Source organism: Bacillus sp. DX4.1, from assembly GCF_030348195.1.
In the GTDB taxonomy this organism is placed as follows: Bacteria; Bacillota; Bacilli; order Bacillales; family Bacillaceae_G; genus Bacillus_A.
The window spans coordinates 3,026,252-3,051,555 of record NZ_JAUCFT010000008.1 but is presented as its reverse complement, the minus strand read 5'-3'; the positions used below and the strand labels follow the sequence as shown (position 1 = coordinate 3,051,555).

The following is a 25,304-nucleotide window of genomic DNA, read 5'->3' as shown; positions in this document are numbered from 1 at the left end:
CAATGGTGGAGACGATTTTTTAGGTAATCGTCTCTATTGTTTTGCCTGTAATTTTATATATAATAGATAAAAAGATAAATATTGGGAGAGAAAATTCACTTGAAGAAAGTTATAGTATGTGCTGGAATCATTGGTGTATTCATATTGCTTATATCGGGTAACTTTTTAGTGAAAAAAGTTTGGAGTTCAAATAACGATGATGCTCAATATATTGCTTCATTTGTTGAAGAACATAAAGATGAAAAAAACAGTGCCCTGCTTATAAAACGAAATGATAAAGTTGTTTATTCTGTGAATCCGGAAGTTGTGTTACCTGTTGCAAGTACGATGAAGTTAATTGTCGCATTAGAATTTACGAAACAGGTTGTAGATGGGAGAATCGATTCGAATACCATTGTATCTATTGATGATGTGAATCGCTATTATATTCCGAATACAGATGGTGGTGCACAGGATCGTTGGCAAAGATATTTAATAAGAACAGAGAAAATGGATGAAAATACAGTTTCTTTAGAAGAAGTTGCTAAAGGCATGGTGAAATTTAGTTCAAATGCGAATACTGAATATTTAATGGATCTACTTGGGGTAGATCATATTAATCAAAATTTACAAAATCTATCATTGCCTTCACATCAACCTTTATTTCCTATCGTTTCTTCTTTATACATTCCAGGATATTTGCATAAAGAATTACATGTTCCGAAATATAAACTAGAGAAAAAGTTAAAAGAAATGTCTCCAGAAGAATATCGTGGCTATGCAGTACTGATACATGAGCGTTTGAAGAAAACAGGACCCTTATTACAAAAAGAAATTCCTTTGTTTTTAGAAGAAAAATATGAAAAAATCTGGTCGGATAAATTGCCAGCTGCTTCAGCCAATGATTATATGGTACTACTTGAAAAAGCAAATCATAAAAAAGGTCTTACAAAAGAGGAAGAACAAGAGTGGGCAAGTCTTGTTGAAACAGACATGAAGGCAAAAAAGTATCGCAAATCGTTCCGTCATGCAGGGCAAAAAAATGGCTATACACCGTGGACACTAGCAAAAGCAGTGTATGCAACAGATAAACTTGGAAATTGTACAGAAATTGTATTCTTAGCAAATAACTTAGCAGAAGATGACAGTGCAGAGTTACGCAAGCACTTGCTTAATTTGCATTTTCAAGTGTTGCAGAGTGAAAAATATAAAGCAACTGTTATTAAATAAAACCGATGCGTCCAGCATCGGTTTTATTTTTGTATAAGCACCTTTTCGTAATCGTTGGATATGATGATTAATAATATGTGGGCGAAAGGGGACAAGGGAATGCAAAGAGGAAAGGAAAAATTTTTGCAGAGTGAAGGTGTGGAATTTCCGGGAAAGACATACGCAAATTGTATTTTGCAGCATGTCTTTCAATTTCAACGAGACTATTTATTACAGGATATGTTTATGGTACATCGGACTCATATCATTATGCTTGTTGAAGAAAAATTAATGAAGCAACAGGATGCGAAAGTTATTTTAACAGCATTAGAGAAGGTTGCACAAATTCCAGAAAATCAATTACTGTATGAGCCTGAGCATGAAGATCTTTTTTTCTTAATTGAACATTTGATGCAAAAAGAAGCTAATGAAGATTTTGTAAGCAATATGCATATTGGTAGGAGCCGAAATGACATGGGAGTAGCCATGTATCGCATGAGTTTACGACGTTTTTTATTACGCTTTATGGAGCATTTTATGTTATTGCAAGAAAGTATGTTGGACACTGCAGCGGAACATATGGAAACAATCATGCCTGCCTACACACACACGCAGCCTGCACAGCCAACAACATTTGGTCATTATATTTTGGCTGTTTACGATATGATGCAGCGTGATTTAGAGAGAGTATGGAAGGCCTATCATATTGTTAACCGTTCTCCGCTAGGGGCGGCGGCACTTTCTACGACAAGCTTTCCTATTAATAGACAGCGTGTTGCGAATTTGCTTGGTTTTTCAAATGTTATTGAAAATTCATATGACGCGATTGCCAGTGCGGATTATTTACTTGAGACGAGTGCGGCACTCATGATTACGATGACGAATAGTAGTAGGTGGCTTCATGATTTCTTATTATTAGCAACAAAAGAATATAGCGGTATTACCGTTGCAAATCCTTACGTACAAATCAGTAGTATTATGCCGCAAAAGAGAAATCCAGTTTCTATTGAACATGCCCGTGCTCTCACCAGCAGCTCGTTTGGAGAAGCTTTTGCTGTATTTCAAATGATTCATAATACACCGTTTGGGGATATAGTTGATACCGAAGATGATTTGCAACCACTTTTATATGAAGGTTTTGAAAAAGCAATTCGTGTTTTTTGTATCATGAATGCAGTTGTCCGGACGATGAAAGTTGAAGCAGAAACACTAAGAAGTCGTTCTTCCAAACATGCGATTACGATTACGGATTTTGCTGATACATTAACAAAGCAGTACGATATTCCATTTCGTCTTGCTCATCATGCTGCAGGTGATATAGCAAAAATGTCTGCACAGCAGGAAAAAGAGTTACATGAACTGGATTTAAAAGATGTAAATATGTATCTGCAAGCAAAATTTCATGTGGTACTCACTGAAAAAGAATGGAGTAACATTATTTCACCAGAAGCCTTTGTTGAAAAACGAACTGTATATGGAGGGCCGAGTAAGAAAGAAATGAAGCGTATGATTCAAAAGAGGAAAGAGCAGTTTGTAAAATCGGAAGCTGAATTTGAAAGGGAAAAAAGGCAAGTTGCAGAAGCTGAAAAAGAGGTAATGGATACAGTTATGAATATTATGAAATCGTAAAGGAAGGGTTTTAGGGAGTAATCACTAATACTTCATTTAATAGAATCAGTGTTGCTATTATTAGAACCGACGAAATAAAAGGCTCGCGTGTATGCGAGCCTTTTTGTATATGCATATAAAACTATTTTTCATCAATTCGAATGACGCCGCCTTGTTCGAAATCCTCTGTTTCTAATAAATGGATTACTGCTTTTGCGACATACTCAGGAGAGAGTAGTTTTCCTTCTTCTTTTAGAGTAATAAAGCGATCTAAATTAATGAAATCTTCTTTTTCTGTTTGACGAATTTGTTGCTGCATGCCTGTGTCCACTACGCCTGGTGCGAATGCAATCGTTTTGACAGGATATTCTTTTCCAGCTTCTTCGGTCGCTACACATTGTGTAAACATGTTCACGCCAGCTTTGGTTGTGCAATAAGCCCCCCAACCAAAGTAAGGTTTTTGGCCAGCTCCTGACGAAATGTTAATGACACGTTTTTCTACTTGCCAATCTTTCGTATGTTTCATAAACGAAGATGTGAGAAGCATCGGTGCGATTAAATTGACATTTACGTTTGCAATCAAAAGATCACTCTCTGATTTTTCAATCGGTTTCATTGGTGCCAGCATGCCAGCATTATTAATTAAATGGATAGAGGAGACCACTTCTTTTGCTATCGACGAGAAGACGGTTTCCATGTAATTTTCAAGGTTATGTACGTCCTGGAGGTCAAATGAGTGAAAATCTAAAGGAATGTCTAGCTGCTTTGCCTTCTCAATGAGTTGTTCATTTTGTTTTCTAGAAATACAAATCAATCGTGTATGTTCCTCTAATAAACCTATAGCGATTGCTTCTCCTAATCCTTGTGAAGCACCTGTTAAAATGACATAGCGCATTTCTATTTAACTCCTCTCATATTGAATGAAACAAATTGTGTGGACAATGTATCTTGTCTTTGTTGTCTACATGTTATAGTATAGGGCATTGTTTTATAGAAATGGAATAAAAATAGTACAAATGTATTAGGGGGTGTTCTGCATTGTTATTCATAGTGCTTCCTGAGGAAGAAAATCCCTACTGATCAAAGTTTCACTATATGGGCACAAAAATTCTCATTGCACATAGAATGCAAAGGGAAGTTTATTTAGTGGAGGGGGATCCTTTTGTACAATGTACACCCATATTACTATAATTACTTAACGAGGGGGCAGGAAGGAACGTATCAAGAAGTGTTACAAGCAATTTTAAAAGCGGTCCAAGGAGAAGCTATTGCAATAGAATTTTATACGCGTTTAGCTAATGAAGCACCGAACGCAAAACATAAGAAAGCAGTTTTACACGCACTAGAAGATGAGAAGATACATTTACAGCTCTTTACACAATTATATAACACATTAACAGGACAACAACCGACGTATCAAATAGTTCCGGTGCAGTATGCTTCTTATAAAGAAGGGTTAGAGCGTGCGTATGAGGATGAATTAGAAGCCTATGAAGAATACCGAAATGCTTTTTTATTAACACAAAATCAAACGATTCGAGATGTATTCTTGAGAGCTTTTACAGATGAAATCGAGCATGCCATGCGGTTTGGATTTTTACAATCTTCATTATCATAAAGTGAAAAACTAGGCAAGATTGTCTAGTTTTTTTCGTGATATAATAAGTCGAGGTGATGAAGAAATGATACATACAATGGGATTATATAATGAGCCTTTTCAATCCATTCAATCTGGTAAAAAGATATTTGAAGTACGTTTATATGATGAAAAACGTCGGAAAATACAAAGTGACGATGAGATTGAATTTACAAATTTAGTAACGAAAGAAACGCTCTGTGTGAAAGTAACTGAGTTAAAATGTTATCCAACCTTTCAAAAGATGTATGAGGACATTGATAAAGAGTTGTTAGACTGTACAAACTCGGAAATGGAAGAAATGCTCGAAAGTACATATGAAATATATACGAAAGAACAAGAACAGCAGTGGGGAACGATTGCGATTGGAATTGAAGTCATATCATGATACGAGATCGTGGCTCAGCTATTATTGTGCGAGGGAATAAAATCGCTCTTATAAAACGTGTTCGAAACAATGAAGTATATTTTGTTTTTCCTGGTGGAGGAATAGAAGAACATGAAACGCCGGAAGAAGCAACGATTCGAGAAGTGTATGAAGAATTGGGGATTCATGTAGAAGCTGAAAAGCTTTTGGCCAAGTATGAATACGAAGGTACACAGTACTTTTATAAAGTGCATATAACGAGTGGTATATTTGGTACAGGAAAAGGCGAAGAATTTAAAAAGGTTGAAAGTGGACAATATATTCCGGTTTGGGTCCCTATAAAAGACATGTTAAACATAGATATAAAGCCAGATGAAGTAAGCGGAATTATATTTCAATATTACAAAAATGTGAAGTCCGACAACATACAATAAAAACCATTGACACAGCCTTCTGATTTCAGTATTGTATTCAAGTATGTGTTCAAAATCAGGAGGTTTTTATGAGTAATCAAACTACACATCATGTGAAAATGACAACAGCAGATCCATCTGGAATTGGTCTATTTGGATTAGCAATGGTAACACTTGTAGCATCATCACAAAAGTTAGGTTTAACAGACGGTGTTTCATTTGTACTACCATGGGCAATCTTTTTAGGAGGATTTGCACAACTCTTTGCATGTATTCATGATGCAAAGCATAACAATACATTTGGTACAACTGCATTCGGTGCGTATGGTCTATTTTGGCTAGGCGTTGGTACATCATGGTTAATTCAGCTTGGCGTATTCGGAGAAAAACTAGCAGCAACAGTAGATCCGAAACAACTTGGTGTAGCCTTTATCGGATATCTTATCTTTACACTTTTCATGACAATTGGAGCAATGGAAACACATAAAGTATTATTTATGATTTTTGTACTTATTGATTTCTTATTTATCGGTCTTTCATTCAGTACTTTAGGTGTTATGCCCCATGCCATGCACAATTTAGCGGCGTATTCTGAATTATGTATCTCACTATTATCTTTTTATGGTTCAGGAGCAGCTGTGTTAAATACACACTTTGGAAAAGTTGTATTACCAGTAGGAAAGCCGTTTGGTATTTTTAAAAAATAAGACAGAAAAGCACGAATGACAATAACGTCAATTCGTGCTTTTTTTATAATTTGGTAGAAAATAAATTCAAAATAATAATTGAAATTGATTCTCATTATTATTATAATGAGAATCATAATCAATAACAAAGGGGAATGTCAATATGGCCAAAATTTTAATTGCGTTTGCGAGTATGTCAGGAAATACAGAAAGTATTGCTGATTTAATTAAAGTGAGTTTGGATGCATTTGATCACGAAGTGGAATTGAAAGAAATGGAAGGCATGGATGCTGAAGAATTATTAGCATATGATGGCATCATTCTTGGATCTTATACGTGGGGAGATGGTGAATTACCTTTTGAAGCGGAAGATTTCCATGATGATTTAGAAAGCGTAGATTTGGCAGGAAAAAAAGTGGCTGTTTTCGGTTCTGGTGATACAGCTTATGAACAATTTTGTGAAGCCGTAACAATTTTTGAAGAACGCCTTGTGGAATGTGGGGCAGAGCTTGTACAAGAAGGATTGAAAATCGAGTTATCTCCAGAAGAGGAAGAAGATATCGAAAAGTGTAGTAACTTCGCAATCGCATTTGCTGAAAAGTTCTAGGAATGGGAGTGTCATCGTGGAGACATTGTTAAGTGCAACTGCTGTAACGACATTAGAAGATGGAAAGTTAATTTTAGCTACTACATATGACGGTCTCTTTGTCCAAGAGAACGGAGAATGGAAACAAATTTTAAATGGATTTCAAAAACGAATCCGAGATTTACATAGTGATGGAGATATGATTTACGGAGTAGGAGACGAAGGGATTTTTATTCGCAGTATGAATGGTGGTAAAAACTGGACCATTCAGCGCTTTCCAACAAAAGCAACTAGCTGGAGCGTGTGCAGTGATACGAAAGGTACGGTTATCGCTCACGGTGATAAAGCGTTATATCTTTCTAATAACTTTGGTTCTACATGGGAAACAATTCTTCCATTCCAGTGTTATGGCTCCGGTGCACCGTCTATTCGCTCGTTATTTTTATACAAACATCTTTTGTTTATTGGTACAAAGATACATGCTAAATATGGTGGCATTTGGCTTTTTGATCTTCAAAGTCGTAAACTAAAAAGAATTAAGGCAGCAAGCAACCAAATGATTTCTGCTTTGACACTGCACAACTCCTATCTCGTAGCTGCGAGTGGCTCATGCCGAGGAAAGAGCGGTAGTATTTCATTTTGCGTCATAGATGAAATTATTAAACATAAAAAGCTGAACTGGCACATGTGTCAAAGTGAACAGAACGAAAGTAGCTATTTAGACTTAAGTGTCGACCAACAAGTGCTATATACAACTTCAACACAGAATAAAGCTGGAATCAGCACAATTTGCCGCGTGTGTTTAGAAGAGGGAACCATGACAGCGTGTGGATCCATAAAAGGGCATGGTTGGCGCATTGTGAATCGAAATGAAGGCTATGTTGTTGCTGGATCAGGAGAATCAAAAGTGATTTAGTGGAAGAATGTTGTTTAAGCCTTGCAAAAAAATAACAACTTCCGCTTTACTTTTATTATATTGATATGCTATAGTGATTATAAACCATTTTACTTTTAATAATATAGAGATTTAAATGAGCTGTAACTTCAGAAGAGGATAGCAATGTTAAATCTCCTCTGCGGTTGCAGTTTTTTAATGTTTTTGTTATTCTTGTAAAGTGGTTGAAAATGAATATGTACATATAGGTACATTGTAGGAGGATTTTTTCATGCAAAACGGTAAAGTAAAATGGTTTAACTCAGAAAAAGGTTTCGGTTTCATCGAAGTTGAAGGCGGAGAAGACGTATTCGTTCATTTCTCAGCTATCCAAGGCGACGGATTCAAATCTTTAGAAGAAGGTCAAGAAGTTACTTTCGAAGTAGAACAAGGTAACCGTGGACCACAAGCTACTAACGTAGTTAAGAAGTAATTAAACAAAAAGAGAAGGGCTTACCCTTCTCTTTTTTTTGCGTTCTTTTTGTTTCGAATCCTCATTTTACTGCTTCTCCATACTACAACTTCTTTTATCCTGCTATTGGCGGGCAATAATACCCCTATCTCAAAGTTCTGCAAGAAGCAAAGAAGTTAGGTGGGGGATGAAGAAAACCCCTACTGATCAAAATTTCACTTTATCTGCACATGTATCCTTTGTATTTGCGTGTTGAAAAAATCATTTGACCATAATAGTAATAAATCGTAATCACATAAATACATACGAATTGTTATGTGTGGTGTATTTATTGGGGTAAACATGTTAATTGATAAACTTATTGGAAGAATAGCTGAGGAAGAACAATAAGTTTACATGTATAATGTATATACCTGTATTCGCTTAATTTCGATATTAGTGTATACAATCTATGGGGATTTCACTTTATGCGAAGTGTAACAATGTATGTGATTTTTGAAGCTTATAATAGCTGAATTGCAAACAAAATCATTTTTTATTACCTAGTAGAGATTAGGGATATAATAGTAAGAAGAGATAAGGAAGAGGTAAGTAATATGTATGAACCAAAGTATTATATTGTATTTGATATTGAACGGAATTTTAGACCTTACCAATCGCATGCTCCAACGGAAATTGTTGATATTGGAGCTATTAAGATTGAAGCAGGCACAATGAGTATCATCGAAGTTTTCTCTTCACTTGTTAAACCAACTGCATCTCTATCTCGTCATACAACAAAATTAACGGGAATTACAAAGCAAGATTTAAAAGGTGTAGAAAAATTCCCTTATGTAATGGAGCGATTCCGTGAGTTTGTGGGAGAAGATTATATGCTTGTAACATGGGGGAGAGAGGATTATGGATTTTTAACACAAGATTGTGAATTCCATAATGTGGAATGTCCTTGTCTTGAGAAAGAAAGAAGGTTTGATTTACAAAGATTTGTACTTCAGGCGTATACAGAGGTTTTTCAAAGTCATCCGAGCTTGATGTCTGCAGTAACACAGTTTGATTTAGAATGGGAAGGGACACAGCATCGTGCCTTTGCAGATGCAAAGAACACTGCAAATCTCTTTCTTACAGTCGCGAAGCAAAAGGATATCCGCAAGCGATATAAGCGAAATATAGAACTCGTACTTGTAAACAATGGTTCTTTAACTGATAAGGGAAAAAAGAAAATGAAGAGATGGGTATTTAAGGAGCTAAAGAAAAACGAAGATATGCAATTGACTTGGGATATGTTTATAAAAAGTGGGACATGGGAGAATGTCTCAGATCAATACGATTTCGATAATACGACTATGCAGTTATTACAAGGTTATTTCAAAACTGCTTTGAAGAAAGCTAAGCAGCAACTGCAGGTATTAGCTGCAATGAATAATCAATGATAGAAAATAAAAATGAAGGCATTATGAAGTTAACATAGTCTCTTTTAGAATAGAAAACTACAAATTGAGAGAAACTCCTTAGGAAGATACAGGTGTTTTTTATATATAAATACAAATTAAAAAACCGACATAAACCCATTCTTTTTAGGTGGGAGATAAACAGCCCGTAAAAGCCCGATTGGTTCAACTAATAATCAGTGGGGGATGAAGAAAACCCCCACTGATTAAAGTTTCACTTTATTCTTATCCCCCTCTATATCCATGCCACTTCTATGTTTTAGAGGGGTTAAATCAGGAAGTTACTTGAAGTAGAGCGAGATAACCAACAAGGGCAGCTAACGCAGTTAAGAAATAATAGAACGAGAAGAGAAGGGCTTGCTCTTCTCTTTTTTATAAATTGTTGGGATTAAGAATTTCTATGGAATATTACAGTAAGTATTCATACCCTGCAATTCATTAGGCTTCAGGAACTCAATTGAAATGTTGAGAAATGACTTGGCCCCGAAAAAGTTTGAACAATGGGCGTTTTTTTATGGTTCTAAGCGGTGGATGAAGTAAACCCCCACTCATCAATTTTTCACTTTATTGCATTTTAAGGTTTTAAAATAATATCTACTAAAAAACTATATGAATTGAATCAAGTTATAAAAATATATATTAGTCTAGGTTACATATGTAAGTGATGAATCATAGAATATGAGGTGATACTATTGCAAAATCACGAAACACTTATTAAGGAGCGATAAAATGAAGACATACTTTAATAAAAGAAGAATAAGCAGAAGAGACTTGAAGGAATATAAGCTCATTGGGGATGGGAAGGATGGAGAAGTATATCAATTAACCCATGATACATGTGTGAAAATGTTTTTCCTGGAGGAAACTCAAAAAAAAGAGTTGAAAGCTCTGTTAATTGGACAATCATCACCTATTATTCCACGACTTTATGAATATGGAGAAAATTATATTGTCATGGAGTATATACATGGAATTTCACTTGCACGTTACTTGAAAAAAGAAAAACAGATCACTGAAGAATTAACTGAAAAAATATTAATAGTGTTGGATGAATTAAAAAAGATCGGATTTACCAGATGGGATACGGAAGTAAGACACGTTTTAATAAATGAAGAAGGTCAGTTAAAAGTTATTGACCATAAAAGAGCTTTTACCTCAAATAGCAAGGCTCCTATTAAGTTATTAAAGGGGTTTAAAAAATTTGGACTGTCACAGGATTTTTTGAACTATGTGAAGAATATACGTTCTTCTGTTTACAAGACATGGGTGGAACATCGATAAAAAAACTGAAGTGTCTGACGTATAACGTTTTTTTATATTGAAACCATCACTTTGCTTTTTGATCACTCCCTTCTAGAATTCATCGCATAAAGGCAGAAATACAAATGCAAATCTCAATAGACTATAAGCCTGTATTAAAGATTGATTAGTAGTAATGATCAACCTTTAATACAGGCTTATTTTATCCCGCTATTTGCGGGCAGTAATCTCCCTACATTAAAGTTGGGCAGGGAGCAAAGAAGTTAGGGGGGATAAACTGGCAGGATCATTAAAAGATGACAAACAATCAAGCAGGCTCTCCGCTAATGACAGTTTCTTTTTACAGCATAAATCATAAATTAAGTAGTACAAGGAGTGATAATAATAATGAGAGAGTGTGTTTTAGTCATTGGTGCTCACCCTGACGATGAGTTATTAGGATCCGGCGGGACTTTAAAAAGACTAGTAGAAGATGGCTATCAGGTAATTTCAATCATTACTGCTTTAGGAAGAAAAGAGGAAGCTCATCACATGCAGCAGCTAAGTCAGCGCGCAAATAAAGTACTTGGTATTGAAGAAGTGATATTCCTCAAGCATGCTAATTTAGAGTTGGAATTAATTCCGCTGCATCAGTTAACGAAAGAAATAGAACAATTAATACAGACCTATAAACCGAGTAAAATCTTCACCCACCATTATGGAGATGTCAATATTGATCATTTAATTACTTTTCAAGCGGTTTTGACCGCGACTCGACCTCTGCCGAACCAAAAACCGATAGAATTAATTACATTTGAAACGGTTTCCTCTAGTGAGTGGAATATCCACACGAATGATAAAGCTTTCAAACCTAATTATTTTGTCGACATTACAGATCAAATGGATTCAAAGATTGCGGCGCTCAAGCATTACGATGTAGAAATGAGAGATTTTCCTCATCCTCGTTCATATGAAGGAGTTCAGTATTTAGGAAGAGTTAGGGGAATGACGATTGGCGTGCAATACGCTGAAGCGTTCGAAGTGGTAAGGAGGATCTGGCGATGAAAAAGAAACTTATGTTTCCATATCCCTATGTAATTAAAGAAATGGATAAATATTTTAGAATTCATTCGTTCTCATTTCAAAAAAAGAAGAATGAAATGTACGAACGTTATACAAATACAGGGCCAAAGACGGCCCGAAAGAAAAGTCTTTCTATATTAATTGCTACGTTTTGGGACTATCCTCATACTGGAGGTTTATCTAATTATATTACGGCACTTAGTGAAGGGTTAAGACAACAAGGACATCAAGTCGACATTATCTCCCCTAATCAATTTCCTCAGAGTAAAGTAGAGACCATGCGTGAAGCAGTTGTTCCCAAATTAAAAGATTTCTTTAATACACGTTATGGAAGTTATAACAGCATGATTGTGAAAAACCACAGACATATGTATATCTATGAAAATATGCTGCTTAACAATATCAACTTAAAAAAATATGATATCTTCCATGCGCAAGATTTGTTTACAGCGAATATATTAGGAAGAATCAATGTATATTACGGAAAACCTTTGCTGTTTACACCCCATGGGATGTTTACCTTTAACCGGCTGAGATTTGGTATATTTAAAAAAGGTTCGCTGGAAGAAGTCTATTATAAAACATTAGAAAGAAAAGCCATTGAATTTGCCAATCACCTTATCATTCTCAGTGATTCGTTTCGTCTCCCGTTAATGCAGCTAGGGACCAAACGAGAGAGCATGACAACTGTGTTTACGGGCATTGATTACCCTGAGAAGTATCGCACAAAAAATACATCAGCACATAAGAAGGTCGTTATTACATGTGTGGCGAGATTAGGTCCAAGAAAAGGCCATAATGTATTATTTGACGCACTTTCAAAGATGGAAAGAAAATATACTGACAACATTAAAGTGCTCATTGTCGGAGATGGTGAGATGAGAGACACTTTAGAAAAGCAAGTCGATTCTTTAAGTCTTTCCATGGTGGAGTTTTTAGGGGAAAGAGATGATGTACCAAACATTTTAAGCAAAACCGATGTTTTTGTACTTCCAACCCTAAACGACAGCCTGCCTATTTCTATCATTGAGGCCATGCATAGTGGAGCTTGTGTCATTTCGACAACATCGGGAGGCATACCTGAACTGGTGAATCACTCCAAGACAGGCATTCTAGTCGCTCCAGGAGATACAGCTAAACTGGCACGTGCATTAAAGTTTGTCATTGCAAATCAGCAAGATCGGGAGCAATTGGGTGAAAATGCAAGAAACTTCGCTAAAAAGCATTTAACTAGAGAGACAATGACAGCTCATATCGAAAAAATATACAAAAAGCATTTGAGTGAGGAAGAATTCTATGAATCATGAACACGCAGCAGTTGTACTGGACTTAAGTGCCAATGGAATCGGCATCATCAGAAGCTTAGCGAGAAAAGGGATCAACGTTTATGCGTTTGATATAGAGAAACCTTATAAGATAGGAAAATCACGCCTTGCTTCATGCGGAGTATGCCCAAGTCCTTTATCAGAAGAAAAGGAATTACTAACTTTTTTAATCAATTTGGCTAAAGAATTTAAACTGAAACCGGTTTTGTATACAGGTGCGGATGATTATGTGGTGTTCATTTCAAAATATCGAATGGAACTGTCTAACTACTATTTATTTTTGTTTCCTGAACATTCGCTAATTGAAGAAATACTGGATAAACATAAAATGTATGAATTAGCAGTGAAGCATAATATTCCATGTCCTAAAACGTATGTGATCGAACATAAAGAACAACTGGAAGAAGCGATATTGGCCCTCGATTTCCCATGTATATTAAAGCCAACTTTGGGTCATGAGTTTCGAAAAAAAATAAATAAAAAGGCCATATTCATAAAAGATCCAGATCAACTAAGAAATGAGTATGAATCGTACCGACAGCATGGAAAGCTCATCATTCAGGAAATCATTCCTGGCGATAATCAGCATTTTTATAAAGTGGCCACTTTTTATGACGACAATATGGAGCTACTAGCGTTATTTTCTTTGCAAAAGAATCATCAATTCCCAGCTGAATTTGGAACGGGAGCTCATATTGTTAGTAAACAAGTTCCAGAATTGGTGGATATATGTTTACCCTTTTTTAAAAAAATGAACCTTAAAGGTATTGGCATGGCGGAGTTTAAAAAGGACCCCCGAGATGGGGTTTATAAGTTTATTGAAATAAACCCTCGTTTTTGGTTAACGCATAGCCTGACAGAACCTGCAGGCCTCGATTTTGTTTACATGTATTATTTATATTTAACGAAGCAAAACCCCGTGCCGAGACTCAAACAAATAGACGGTATCAAATGGATTTATCTTGTGCGGTATTATTTAACGTTCCGCCACAAGAAAAAAAGAGCCGAAATGACGTGGAAAGATTTTTATGAAGGCTTGAGAGGCAAAAAAGAGTTTGCTTTGTTTGCATGGGATGATCCAATGCCATTCATTAGAAGCACATGGTCTCATTTGAAGAACGCCTGGAAACGAAAAGGAAAGGAATGAAAATGTTGTACGAGGCGAAAATACTATCCCATTATTTTGAAAAGTTAAAGATTTCAGAAAAACTTTCTTATTCAATGGCTGAGAGGGTTGTAATAGACCCTGCTAAAATCGAGTGTCTAAAATCAACAACAAGAACCAGTATCTACAAATTATCTCTTCGAAAAAAAACGAATCACTATCCCATTATTTTAAAAATATATCATTCAACAAACTACAAAAATGAAGTAGAGATTAATGTATATCAGAGAGCTTATCCTATATTGAAAGAGTTTCTTCCTCAAATATACCATGTTGAAAAAAACGGAAATGACACCTGGATATTCATGGAATTTGTTCAGCAAGTACGCGGCCAGATCACCTTCTCACCGAAACATTTTGACTACATTATCCCCACCGTTGCCAAACTTCACGCACACACATTTGAAGACAATTTTAAAAAGCATAAAGGTGTTTGGAAATCTTGGCTTCCTATTTATGAATCAAGCCACATGAGAAGTGATCGAGCAAAATACATTGGAAAGACGATTGCTTTTCTCGATGACGCAGCGAAAGACGACCGGTTAAGGGAGGTCATTAAACCCTATCATAAACCGCTAGTAAAACTATGTCATAAGGGACCGGATTTTTTTCCAGAACTATTTGAAAATGGTTCATCTATAACGCATGGTGATCTTCATATGCAAAACATATGCAGTAACAATGTGACACCGGGTGCACCATGGAACATCCAGTTTATCGATTGGGAGTCCATTAAATATGGACCCGTCTGGTTTGATATGGTTGTTTTAGTCGAAATATTATTAGGTTTCAGAAAAGATTGGCAGAGCCATGCAGAAGAAATTCGCACTCATTGTGTGAAATCATATACAAAACAAATGCAGAAGAATGGCATTCAATTTAAAACAGCTCCAATTGACCTTTATAAAATGGCGTATTTGCAGAGAACATTAGAAAAGGGGCTTCATACCCAGCTACGAAGAATATTCGATAACCGTGGTGGTGAGTTATTAACGTATCATCTTGAAAAAGTTTCAACTTGGGGAAGAGAATTAGGTTTATAAGATAAATAAAATTTTCATCATTAGCAGAGTTAGGAGGAGATATATCTGAATACAACAAAGGCAGAGCGAAATGAATACATCTGTCCTTTCCATGCGAGCCTGCTAAAAGTCATGGATGAATACTATAAAATCGATAGTAAAACGAATCACTTAATTGAACCATTTCAGACGTTTGGAATCAAAAAAGATAGCAGACCAAGTAAAACAAACAAACTAAAAATTCTATATGTAACATTTTTTCGATACCCAAATACTGGAGGGCTATCAAACTATATTACGTCCTTAAAAACAGGTTTTGAAAAGTATGGTCATGACGTAGAGGTCATCTCACCTACTCAAATGACAGCAGTTCATCTAGAGCAAGATATCCCGCAGGCTGCCGAACATGCAAGGGACTTTCTGCTGCAACGATATGGTATAGTCAATGAAAAAATTATAAAAAACACCAGTTTCATGAACGTGTTTAAGTCTTTCTTAAGGGGAAAAAACTTAGAACAATATGATGTGTTTCATGCACAAGATTTATTTTCTATCTTTTTATTAGGACAACTAAATCTAGAATATAAGAAACCTCTTTTTTTTACACCGCATGGGCATTTTACAAAAAGTCGGTTAAAGTTCGATAAAATAAAAAAAGGATCAATTGAAGAAGCTTATTTTAGTGAAATTGAAAAACAGGGAATAAGAGCATCCGATCAAATCATAACGATTAGTAACTCCTTTCATTCCCCTTTAAAAGAGTATGGGGCAAAGATAGAACAACTGGTTACTGTTCATACAGGCATACATTTTCATCAAGCTTCTATACCTAAACAAGAGTGTAATGATAATCTTGTAATTTCCTGTGTTTCCCGCCTTTCTCCCAGAAAGGGTCATGACATTTTTCTAAAAGCGCTCTCACAAATTCAACAAGATTTATCTAATGTAGAAATATGGATTGTTGGTGATGGTGTCACGAGAGAAAGGCTAGAAAACCAAGTACTACAACTTGGTCTCGACAATATTAGGTTCTTTGGCAGAAGAACAGATATACCAGAAATCCTGTCCTCTTCTGCTATCTATGTCTTACCTACCATTAACGATAATTTTCCGATTTCAATTATTGAAGCTATGTTTTCTCGTCAAGCTATTGTTACAACAAATTGCGGTGGTATACCAGAAATGATTCAAAACGGAAAAACAGGGATCATTTGTGAACCGGGAAATGTACAACAACTTTCCGATGCTCTTAAATTGCTTTTAACAAATAAGAGTCTTCGTGAAAGTTTAGGAAGAAATGCTCAGGAATATTCACGACAATATCTGACTCAAGATGTAATGATTTCAAAGATAGAAAGAATCTATCACTCTTTTATAAACGATATGTAGAACATGTATTGAATGCCGTAATAAAAGGAATGATGACTCAATCTGTGAAGGAGAATTACTATGAATAAGAAATGTGAAAGAAAATGAAAATACTAGTTACCGGTGGAGCGGGGTTTATCGGATCACATATTGTAGAGTTATTACTAAACGAAGGCTATACTCCAATTGTACTTGACGATTTATCCAATGGTGACATCAGTAATATTCCATACGGAGTGCAGTTTTATGAGTTGGATTTACTTTCAAAGGATGTAGAAATCATGTTTGCAAAAGAAAAACCAGACATGGTTATACATCTGGCAGCGCAAGCCAACGTGGGGAAATCAATTGAAAAACCGCTGGTAGATGCAGCAACTAATATTCTAGGAACCATTCAATTATTGAAATGCTGTGAAGTATTTAAAGTGAAAAAATTCATATTTTCATCCACTAGTGCCGTTTATGGTGAATCGAATCGTTCTATCGATGAAGAGACTCCAACTGCCCCACTTTCTTTCTACGGCAACTCAAAGTTAAGTGCAGAAAGCTATATTAAGCTCTTCAACCAGATATATGGGATTCCTTTTACAATTTTTCGTTATGCGAATGTATTTGGCCCAAGACAAAAGGCAAATGGAGAAGGGGGAGTAATTAGTATTTTTATAAATCAATTAATGAATGCACAAGTCCCATTTATCAATGGAGACGGGCGGCAGACACGCGATTTTGTTTATGTAGAAGATGTGGCTCATGCAAACGTACTAGCCATTACCAATGGTGCAAACGAAATATTTAATATAGGATATAATAAACGAACAAGTATTAATGAACTTTACAAAATGATATCAGAAAAACTGTGTTCATCTGTCTCTCCTATATACAAACCCTCATTAAAAGGAGAAATTCTTCATAGCCGGTTAGATAATAGTAAAGCGATTAAAATATTAAAATGGAAGCCTACTTCAGACGTCTCATTTGGTTTAGACCAAACGATTTCTTACTTGAAGACAGTAAATTCAAGTAAAAGCTGACTTAAAGAAATTTGTATGTATGAAGAATGAATAGATAACTCATATGTGAGGAGTTAGTGTATTTGCCAATTGAAAATTCAGTCATTTTGTCAGTGAAAACCCAGCCACTTCTTCGAAGTAATCGAAGAAGAACGGCTGGGTTTTTAACGATTATACTGGCTTACTTTTAGATTACCAAATACAAAAATCGCTTTAGTGACACTAAAATGTCTTTTATTTCACATCTTACTCGCAATCCGCTCCATTACTTTCTCTAACTCATCCGGCTTCAAAAACTCAATCGGAGAGAATCCCTTCTCAAACGTAAGTGTATCCGCCTCAATCATCAGCACATATCTATCATTTACCTTCGCAATATGAATTTGGTCGCCAAAATCAGCAAGCAACGCCTTCACAGAAATATGGTCTGCTTTTACCTTCAGCTCAACCTCAGGTGCATGCTCTACAATTTGTGCAGTTGCTTCCATTACTTCTTCCGTTGTAAACTGTTCCATAATTTCACGTTTCGGACTCGCAGCCCATACTTCCATTGCTTGGTCAAATTGTTCCCGTTCTTCTGTACCTTCTTCAAAGACATCTTCAATTTGGTCATATACCATATCCATAACCTGCGTTTTCATAATTTCAGGCATGGAACGCTCGTATTCTACGAATTTTAAGAAGTCTTCGAAGTAGCGAGCGTGTGATGCTTGGTGAATTTTTAATTCACCAGCTTCGATGATGCCTTCTTCTGGCATGTATGGATATTGGATAGATTTCATATTTTTTGTTGTAATGGCCATTTCGACGTTACGAATGAGTGTTGTTTCGTCAGAGATGGAAGCAACTTTCGGTTCAAAGTCACACTTCATAACGAATACAAATGGATCGTCAAAGTATTTACGAAGTTTTGCTTGAGCCACTAAAAATACGCCGCCACGTACTGCACTCGTATCGATATATGTATAAACGAGCGGTTCGCTTGTATCTTTAAAGTTTTCTTTAGTTTCCGCAAAACGGATCCGATTAAATAAATTATAGTGTGGGTTTGAATCTAATTCATGTCCAGTTTCTACGATGAAACGTCCAATCTTTGTTGGGGCTTGTTCTGTTTTTGCATGGCGTTCTACTTTTCGTTTTGAGATCTTTAATAATTCACCATCTAGGAAGTCTTTTAAAGGACTGTCCTCATATTCTTCAGCATCTAACGTTTGGAAATGTTTGTAGCGCTTATCTGCTTGTTCTCCTTTTCCTTCTACTTGTACAACATAGAAGGAGAGAAAATTTATTTCAAAATCCATATTTATCACCTTGTTTCATTTCATTGACTCTTATCAGTATAGTGATGGAGAAAACTTTCGTCAATTTAATAAAGGAAGGGGGGAGTCCCTTCCTTATATGATTTTTCATTTTACTAATTAAAACCCATCTTCAATCGGTGTAAATGAAATGTTTAGTCTATTTTCTACAGTACGTAAGCGTTGATTTAAGCGATTCAATCTACGCGTATGACGTTCTGTGAGTTGTTGAAGCTGATTTACTTGACGATTTAATTGGTTTACTCGTTGCTCTAGTTCATTTACGCGTCTTTCTAGCTGACGACCGCCTCCGCCTGGAAAGGAAATTGGCATTTGAAATTGACGATTTGGATCGTATGGATCAATTTGACCTGCCTGCTCTACATATTGTTGGTATTGAGGCTGTGCGTCGTATTGTTGTTGGTATATATAAGGATTATAAGGGTCATATGAATTGTAGGGATACATAAACATCCTCCGTTCTAAAGATTGGTTGAATTCATCATAATGTATGTGCAGGAGCGGATGGGGGACACGGCGAACACCTATATGCTATACAATAAAGTCTTGTATATAAGAATAGAAGGAGATATAATAAGAAGTTATTTCCATAATGTATCATTAACAATTACAAATAAAAGTATTGCCACTGTAGTGAAATGTTTAAACATAAAAATTGTCTTCAAATTATTTCTTGGTATATACTGGATATGTAAGAGCTACTTAAATTCTTAACAAGGTTAAAATTTTTTAATGGAATATGTGTAGACATTTAAGAAAGAAAAGAGTAATTTTAATATAAAGGAAATATATTTGTAATACATATGAGTGGTATTGTAAAGTAATGTAATAATACATACATGAAATGGATAAACATAAGAGAAAGATTACGGGGAAAAGGAGAGAGTATATTGTCACGTAAGGTACAAGGTTTAGTAATAGGGGCGTTATGTGTAGGTGTAGTAAGTGGTTGTGGTGCAAAAGCTAGCGAGATTGCATTAGTGAGTGGTATGGGTGAGCATGTTGTAGAAGCAAAGACGGGTGTAAATGAAAGTGTAAGTTTAGTTGATGCAAGAAGTGGTAAAGAAGTGAAAAATGTAAATTTATCAAACTTAGGTTATTTTGAAGATGAAAATAAGTTTAAAAAAGAAGTAACGAAGGTTGCTAGTGAGGTTGGAAAGAGCGTAGATCAGAAGATGGTTCCTTCTCGAATGGCAAGTGATGGAACTTGGCAGGAAGGAAAGCCTTCGTATGAGTTAATGGAGAAAGAACTAGTAGATAAATTGATGAACGTAGGAATGTGGGATTCTTCTTACCAATTACCAATTGTTGAGAAAAAGCCTGTAGCGAAGCCGGAAGATGCTAGTGCAAACGGAGCGGTGCTAGGTAGATATGAAACAAATTTAGGCGGTTCTACTGGTGGTAGAATAGAAAATATTCGTTTATCTGCAAATAGTGTCAGTGGAGTTGTGTTAGGTAAAGGAGACAAATTCTCTTTTAACGCATTAATAGGGGATACAACACCAGATAAAGGCTACCAATTAGGAAAAGAAATTGTAGATGGTAAGTTAGTAGATGGATATGGCGGTGGCGTATGTCAAACATCTTCTACTCTATTTAATGCAGCAGATCAAGCTGGATTAAAAATGGTAGAGAGAACAACTCACTCAAAAGTAGTAGGCTATGTACCGAAAGGAAGAGATGCTACAATTGCATATCCATATTTAGATTTAGTGTTTGAAAATATAAACGACATGCCTGTTAAGCTTATTATGTATGTAGATGGCGGCAAATTAGTTGCTGAGGTACGTGCTGCAAGATAAGTGTTGTTTTAGCTATATAAATACAAATTAAAAAACCGACATAAAACCCTTCTTTTTAGGTGGGAGAGAGCATCCGGCCATGCATAGAGGCGGTTAGATCCTTTTCCTGCCCAGACATAGTGAAAACAAAGAGAGAAAACGAGTGCAGGTCACCTTTTGTTATCCATAGCTGCGGCTTATATGTCGAAAAATCAAAATGGATTTATATATTTATTAGCCAATCTTTCTAGGAAACTTCTAGAAAAGTTGGCTTTTTGTATATAAAAACAATTATTACTGTTATGACAGAATACTTTTGTTACAATGGAAGTAAAAGGAAATGATTGGTTGTTTGAGAGTTTAACATATTTGGGATCATTTCGTCATTGCTTTTCGCAGGGCTTATTGTAGTGTTTTTTGTTTCTTTTGTTTCGTTCCTGCGAACACTCCTCAAAAATAACTCTTATAAAACGTCTGCACTGCGGAATATTGAAAAACTTCAACAAGAACAAAATGAGCTTTTAAGAGAACTCATATATACTATAAAAAAAGAGAAAAAGGAATAACGATAGCTAAAATAATAACCGTTGAAACATTTTGAGAGAGGGGGGACAAATATGGAATATTTTCTTGAAATGGTTGCGATTGCGGGGATATTATTTATTATCTTACTCTTGGCGTATAGTCAAACGCTAAAAGATGTGAATCGAAGAAAGAGGGATAAAAAAGATGAGTGACTAGGAATGTATAGTCATAAAAAATTATATATACAAAAAGGTGCTTTCAAATAGGAAGCACCTTTTTGTATGAAGCATGGATTAAGCTTTCGTATAGTTTAGATCCCAAATTACTCCGAAGCTATCTTGCACTTTCGCGAATTTTGCTCCCCAGAACGTATCTTGTAATTCCATAAATACAGTTCCTTTTTCGCTTAGTACATCATAAATTTTTTGGATTTCTTCTTCGCTGTCTAACTCAAGAGCTAAAGAAATGTGATTTCCAACTTCAATAGATTGACCTAAAAATGCATCTGATACCATAAAGAATAAACCATCTTTTTTGAAACGTGCGTGCATGATTCTATCGTCAATTTCTGGTGGTGTCGGATAATCAGCCTCACCAAAAGTTTGGATTCCTTCAATTTCGCCTTCAAAAACTTCTTTATAGTATTCCAATGCTTCCTTAGCATTGCCGTTGAATGTAAGGTATGGAGTTGCTTGCTGTTTCATTTGTAACGCTCCTTTAATGTTTTATTTATTATTTTACCCAAATTTGGGTTTACTTGTTGTATTCAGACTCAGCAATTTTTTTAAAACGATTAACAAAGTCTACAGCAATTTGATTTGTTGCTGATTTCATAAAGAACTCAGCTTGCTCAGTTAACGCTTTATTTGTAGCTGTATATTTAAATAATGTTTGATTTTCATTTGTTTGTTTTAATGTACTTCCCGAAAGAAGTCCCCATCTTCAAGCGCGTGACGGGCGATAGCCAAGCGATAAGGTGGGGATGAATTTCGGTTAGGCATCGCCTAACTGACTTGTAGGAATAACCAATTATGATTGTGGTGCATACATTCAATATCCGATATATTCACTTGTTTATAAGATTTAGCAGGATTTTGTATATAATGGCCGTCCAAATCTTGCACATACACCATCTTCCCTGTAAATCCTGTCACGAGGTTCTCTGCCATATCTGAACCACCCTTATGTCGCTCAATTATATGGTGCGTGTGCAAAATGCCACCTTTTTTCTTACAGATTTGACATGTATAATGGTCTCTCGCAAACACATAGTATCTTGTGTTCCAAAAGCCAAATGCGTCTCCTTGTTGATACGCTTTCCCTTGTATGTCAGGGTTCTTTAGTTTTTGTACATCAAACTTGCCAACTCTAGTTTGAAAGTTTTCTTAAAATAGGGAGTACGTTTTATAGACTACTCACTCAGTGATTTATGGCTGTATAACTGGATCATGATTCGCTATTACTTTTTCTAACTCATTTTTAAGATGTTTCATTTCTTGATTTATGGAGATCGAAATTTATCCCGCATTAACGTGCAGTAATACCCCCACTGATTAAAGTTTCACTTTATGGGGTGAATTATCCGAATTGTTTTTGATGTATGAAAGGGGAGAGTCTGTAATAACGATTCTAGTGGTTTTTACAAATACCCCTTCTTTTTAGATGGGGGAGAGCATCCGGCCGTGCATAGAAGCGGTCAGATCCTTTTCCTGCCCAGACATAGTGAAAACAAAGAGAGAAAACGAGTGCCGGTCACCTTTTGTTATCCATAGCCGCGGCTATATGTCGAAAAATCAAAATGGATATATATAGTTATAAAGTGGAATGGAATGTATCTGATTTTGAAGGATTGTTTGATTTGCTAGATTCAGGACGTATAGATACAATTGCGAATGAATTATCGGTTTCATCAGAACGTAGAAAGAAATATAATTTCTCGATTCCTTATGTGTATTCGGGCTCAGTTTTCGCAGTGAAAAAAGATAACAAAACGATTAAATCGTTAGAAGATTTGAAAGGGAAAACGGTAGGATTTGGGCTTGGAACAGCGGGAGAACAAGAATTAAAAGCGTTAAATAAAGATAATGCTTTTACAATCAAAACGTTCTCTGAAGATCCAACTGCTGAATTAAATGAAGTGGGACTTGGGCGTGTGGATGCTTATTACAATGATAAAGTACAAGTGGAAACAACAATTACAAAAGCAAAGCTAGACAATGTTAAAGTTGGTTTCGGTCCGCTTGAATGGGGTGAAATTGCCTTTCCATTTGCAAAAAACAATAAAAAATTGGATGATATTAACAAGGCGCTAAAAGAATTAGATCAGGATGGTACATTAAGCGAAATCTCGAAAAAATGGTTGAAGATTGATGCAACGAAAAAACAAAATTAACACATATTCGTTGAACAGAGTAACTGCTCTGTCAGCTTATATAAAAAATTAAGGGATTTTGGGGAGGAAACTATTTATGGTACAAATTCATCCGGAAACACGTATTGGGCATGTTGAATTTAAAGTGAAAGATTTAGAACGTCAAATTACATTTTATGAAAGTGTAGTAGGGTTAGAGGTTATTAAAAAAGAAGGAAAGAAAGCATATTTAGCTGGAAAGGGTGGGGGAAAAGCGTTATTAGTGCTGGAGCAACTAGAAGATGCTATTTTACAAGAACCACGCACAACAGGGATTTATCATATCGCATTTTTAGTACCTACCCGTGAAGCTTTTGCGTCAGCATTATTTGGCGTCATTCGCAATAAAAAAGTAATTAATAGTCCAGAAGAGCAGGAAGGACGTTATACATATTCAAATGAAATTTTACCAATTTCACGTTTCAATAGTGCGAGTGATCACACATATAGTGAAGCGTTCTATTTACAAGATTTAGAGGGGAACGGTATTGAAATTTATGCAGATCGCCCGCGTGACCAATGGAGTGATGGACCAGGGGGAAGTACGCCGTTAGATTTAAAAGAATTAGCAACGCTCGTTGACTATGATTTTGAGGGGTTACCAGCAGAAACAGTAGTTGGGCATGTGCATTTACGTATCGCAGATGTGGAAAAATCACATGAGTTTTATGTGGAAACAGTAGGATTTGAGCAGCAACAACGTGAAGAAGATTGCCTGTTTATCTCAGCAGGAGGGTATCATCACCATATTGGTGCAAACACGTGGAATGGTATAAATAACCCTCATCCACCAGCGCATGCAACAGGTTTGAAAGTATATACAATTGTATTGCCACATGAAGAGGCACTGCATGAGTTGCAAGAGAGACTCGCAGCAAAAAATCATGAAGTAACAGAAGTAGCGAATGGATTTACTGTTATTGATCCGAGTGGAATTACAGTACAGTTTGAAGTGGAGAAGTAATAGAGAAAGAAAAGGTGAAATTCTTATCCTGGGAAGATTATAGTGTATATGAATGTAATCATAAATAGATTATTCTTATATGTACCATGGCCTTAATACAATAAAGAGAAAGACATATTTTAGCATAGCTAATATGTCTTTCTCTTTTAATTGTATGTTTTTTTATATGTTAGAGTTCAATCCAATATCTTCTTACTACATTACCATCTTCTTCAATAAAATCGTTGTCTCGAAGACCACCATTATGTAAAATTGTTTTCTCAGAACCGATATTACTTTCATCACAAATAACAAGCGCTTTTGTTACGCCCAGTTCTTTCGTTTTTTTCAATGATAACGCTAATAGTTTTGTAGCATATCCTTTTCGTCTCGCGGAAGGGCGAATACCATAACCGATATGGCCACCAGCGTTGAATAAGTGCTCTGTCAAACTATGGCGAATATTCACAGCCCCAACGATTATGTTATCGCCTGTAACAAGCCAATAGGTAGAATCCGGAACCCAACCTTCAGGAAGATTTTTACCTTCTGCTGCATCAAGTAATGCTTGAACCATTGCTGTAAAATAGGAAGGGTCTTTTTCGATAACCCAAGGGATCATCGTTTCACCGCTATCCTTCCATTCTTGATAGAATTCTAAGTATTCATCTTTTAAGTCAATTGTAGGCTTTGCCAAATAGACATTCATATTAATAGGCTCCTTTGAGATGGAATATTTATAATTTTAGCATAATTAAGAGAGGATAAAAGGGATTTCTGCAATTATATAATTTGAATTTAAATTTGAACCACGTTGGAGAAGAAACAAGAGCACA

General features: G+C 35.8%; 26 protein-coding genes. 20 read left to right on the top strand and 6 right to left on the bottom strand.

The window, feature by feature from the left end:
• Positions 1 to 99 precede the first annotated feature (99 nt).
• Positions 100 to 1,209: a serine hydrolase gene (locus QUF99_RS18490; RefSeq protein WP_289371817.1), complete on the top strand. Its 1,110-nt coding sequence runs from the start codon at positions 100 to 102 to the stop codon at positions 1,207 to 1,209.
• A gap of 99 nt (positions 1,210 to 1,308) precedes the next feature.
• Positions 1,309 to 2,817: an argininosuccinate lyase gene (argH, locus tag QUF99_RS18485; protein WP_289371815.1), complete on the top strand. Its 1,509-nt coding sequence runs from the start codon at positions 1,309 to 1,311 to the stop codon at positions 2,815 to 2,817.
• Positions 2,818 to 2,938: 121 nt separating this feature from the next.
• Here argH and QUF99_RS18480 read toward each other — a convergent pair whose 3' ends face one another.
• On the bottom strand, positions 2,939 to 3,691 hold the full coding sequence (locus QUF99_RS18480) for a (S)-benzoin forming benzil reductase (protein ID WP_289371813.1): 753 nt from the start codon (positions 3,689 to 3,691) through the stop codon (positions 2,939 to 2,941).
• A gap of 267 nt (positions 3,692 to 3,958) precedes the next feature.
• On the opposite strand from QUF99_RS18480, the gene QUF99_RS18475 reads away from it, so the two are divergent.
• The 15 genes from QUF99_RS18475 (at position 3,959) to QUF99_RS18405 (ending at position 17,511) form a co-directional block, all read left to right on the top strand.
• A complete protein-coding gene (locus QUF99_RS18475) occupies positions 3,959 to 4,414 on the top strand; it encodes a ferritin family protein (protein WP_289371811.1) in 456 nt (151 codons plus the stop codon).
• Between the two features lie 64 nt (positions 4,415 to 4,478).
• The gene (locus tag QUF99_RS18470; RefSeq protein WP_289371810.1) at positions 4,479 to 4,820 is read left to right on the top strand and encodes an ASCH domain-containing protein; all 342 of its coding nucleotides are present in this window, start codon (positions 4,479 to 4,481) and stop codon (positions 4,818 to 4,820) included.
• On the top strand, positions 4,817 to 5,233 hold the full coding sequence (locus QUF99_RS18465; protein ID WP_289371808.1) for an NUDIX hydrolase: 417 nt from the start codon (positions 4,817 to 4,819) through the stop codon (positions 5,231 to 5,233). Before QUF99_RS18470 ends, QUF99_RS18465 begins: the two co-directional genes overlap by 4 nt.
• Positions 5,234 to 5,301: 68 nt before the next feature.
• Positions 5,302 to 5,919 (top strand): acetate uptake transporter, encoded by a 618-nt coding sequence (locus QUF99_RS18460; protein WP_289371806.1) that lies wholly within the window; start codon positions 5,302 to 5,304, stop codon positions 5,917 to 5,919.
• Between the two features lie 142 nt (positions 5,920 to 6,061).
• Positions 6,062 to 6,505: a flavodoxin gene (locus QUF99_RS18455; protein ID WP_286121156.1), complete on the top strand. Its 444-nt coding sequence runs from the start codon at positions 6,062 to 6,064 to the stop codon at positions 6,503 to 6,505.
• Positions 6,506 to 6,521: 16 nt separating this feature from the next.
• Positions 6,522 to 7,400 (top strand): WD40/YVTN/BNR-like repeat-containing protein, encoded by an 879-nt coding sequence (locus tag QUF99_RS18450; protein ID WP_289371805.1) that lies wholly within the window; start codon positions 6,522 to 6,524, stop codon positions 7,398 to 7,400.
• A gap of 250 nt (positions 7,401 to 7,650) precedes the next feature.
• Complete coding sequence (gene cspB, locus QUF99_RS18445) at positions 7,651 to 7,851, top strand: cold shock-like protein CspB (RefSeq protein ID WP_286121153.1); 201 nt, start codon at positions 7,651 to 7,653, stop codon at positions 7,849 to 7,851.
• Between the two features lie 575 nt (positions 7,852 to 8,426).
• Positions 8,427 to 9,260 (top strand): exonuclease, encoded by an 834-nt coding sequence (locus tag QUF99_RS18440; RefSeq protein WP_289371801.1) that lies wholly within the window; start codon positions 8,427 to 8,429, stop codon positions 9,258 to 9,260.
• A gap of 747 nt (positions 9,261 to 10,007) precedes the next feature.
• Positions 10,008 to 10,559, top strand: coding sequence for an AarF/UbiB family protein (locus tag QUF99_RS18435; RefSeq protein WP_289371799.1), 552 nt, complete (start codon positions 10,008 to 10,010; stop codon positions 10,557 to 10,559).
• Positions 10,560 to 10,925: 366 nt separating this feature from the next.
• A complete protein-coding gene (locus QUF99_RS18430; protein ID WP_289371798.1) occupies positions 10,926 to 11,582 on the top strand; it encodes a PIG-L deacetylase family protein in 657 nt (218 codons plus the stop codon).
• The gene (locus QUF99_RS18425; RefSeq protein ID WP_289371797.1) at positions 11,579 to 12,907 is read left to right on the top strand and encodes a glycosyltransferase family 4 protein; all 1,329 of its coding nucleotides are present in this window, start codon (positions 11,579 to 11,581) and stop codon (positions 12,905 to 12,907) included. Before QUF99_RS18430 ends, QUF99_RS18425 begins: the two co-directional genes overlap by 4 nt.
• Complete coding sequence (locus QUF99_RS18420; protein ID WP_289371795.1) at positions 12,897 to 14,072, top strand: carboxylate--amine ligase; 1,176 nt, start codon at positions 12,897 to 12,899, stop codon at positions 14,070 to 14,072. Before QUF99_RS18425 ends, QUF99_RS18420 begins: the two co-directional genes overlap by 11 nt.
• A 5-nt stretch (positions 14,073 to 14,077) precedes the next feature.
• The gene (locus QUF99_RS18415) at positions 14,078 to 15,133 is read left to right on the top strand and encodes a phosphotransferase (protein WP_483298638.1); all 1,056 of its coding nucleotides are present in this window, start codon (positions 14,078 to 14,080) and stop codon (positions 15,131 to 15,133) included.
• A gap of 39 nt (positions 15,134 to 15,172) precedes the next feature.
• Complete coding sequence (locus QUF99_RS18410; protein ID WP_289374696.1) at positions 15,173 to 16,501, top strand: glycosyltransferase family 4 protein; 1,329 nt, start codon at positions 15,173 to 15,175, stop codon at positions 16,499 to 16,501.
• A gap of 83 nt (positions 16,502 to 16,584) precedes the next feature.
• A complete protein-coding gene (locus QUF99_RS18405; protein WP_289371792.1) occupies positions 16,585 to 17,511 on the top strand; it encodes an NAD-dependent epimerase/dehydratase family protein in 927 nt (308 codons plus the stop codon).
• A gap of 218 nt (positions 17,512 to 17,729) precedes the next feature.
• Here QUF99_RS18405 and QUF99_RS18400 read toward each other — a convergent pair whose 3' ends face one another.
• Together QUF99_RS18400 and QUF99_RS18395 are read right to left on the bottom strand one after the other, a co-directional pair.
• Complete coding sequence (locus QUF99_RS18400; protein WP_289371791.1) at positions 17,730 to 18,791, bottom strand: DUF3900 domain-containing protein; 1,062 nt, start codon at positions 18,789 to 18,791, stop codon at positions 17,730 to 17,732.
• Positions 18,792 to 18,908: 117 nt separating this feature from the next.
• Entirely contained in the window at positions 18,909 to 19,256 is a 348-nt protein-coding gene (locus QUF99_RS18395; protein ID WP_289371790.1) for a hypothetical protein, read from the bottom strand.
• 443 nt (positions 19,257 to 19,699) lie between these two features.
• On the opposite strand from QUF99_RS18395, the gene QUF99_RS18390 reads away from it, so the two are divergent.
• Positions 19,700 to 20,611: a VanW family protein gene (locus QUF99_RS18390; RefSeq protein WP_289371788.1), complete on the top strand. Its 912-nt coding sequence runs from the start codon at positions 19,700 to 19,702 to the stop codon at positions 20,609 to 20,611.
• Between the two features lie 797 nt (positions 20,612 to 21,408).
• Here QUF99_RS18390 and QUF99_RS18385 read toward each other — a convergent pair.
• Both QUF99_RS18385 and QUF99_RS18380 read right to left on the bottom strand, forming a co-directional pair.
• Complete coding sequence (locus QUF99_RS18385; RefSeq protein WP_286121139.1) at positions 21,409 to 21,819, bottom strand: VOC family protein; 411 nt, start codon at positions 21,817 to 21,819, stop codon at positions 21,409 to 21,411.
• A 300-nt stretch (positions 21,820 to 22,119) separates the two neighbouring features.
• On the bottom strand, positions 22,120 to 22,383 hold the full coding sequence (locus QUF99_RS18380) for an HNH endonuclease (protein ID WP_289371786.1): 264 nt from the start codon (positions 22,381 to 22,383) through the stop codon (positions 22,120 to 22,122).
• A 491-nt stretch (positions 22,384 to 22,874) separates the two neighbouring features.
• On the opposite strand from QUF99_RS18380, the gene QUF99_RS18375 reads away from it, so the two are divergent.
• On the top strand, positions 22,875 to 23,507 hold the full coding sequence (locus tag QUF99_RS18375) for a transporter substrate-binding domain-containing protein (protein ID WP_483298607.1): 633 nt from the start codon (positions 22,875 to 22,877) through the stop codon (positions 23,505 to 23,507).
• A 76-nt stretch (positions 23,508 to 23,583) separates the two neighbouring features.
• The gene (locus tag QUF99_RS18370) at positions 23,584 to 24,489 is read left to right on the top strand and encodes a VOC family protein (RefSeq protein ID WP_289371785.1); all 906 of its coding nucleotides are present in this window, start codon (positions 23,584 to 23,586) and stop codon (positions 24,487 to 24,489) included.
• 169 nt (positions 24,490 to 24,658) lie between these two features.
• On the opposite strand, the gene QUF99_RS18365 is transcribed toward QUF99_RS18370, so the two are convergent.
• Positions 24,659 to 25,177 carry a GNAT family N-acetyltransferase gene (locus tag QUF99_RS18365; protein ID WP_289371783.1) on the bottom strand — a complete coding sequence of 173 codons (519 nt, stop codon included), beginning with the start codon at positions 25,175 to 25,177 and terminating at the stop codon, positions 24,659 to 24,661.
• Positions 25,178 to 25,304 lie beyond the last annotated feature (127 nt).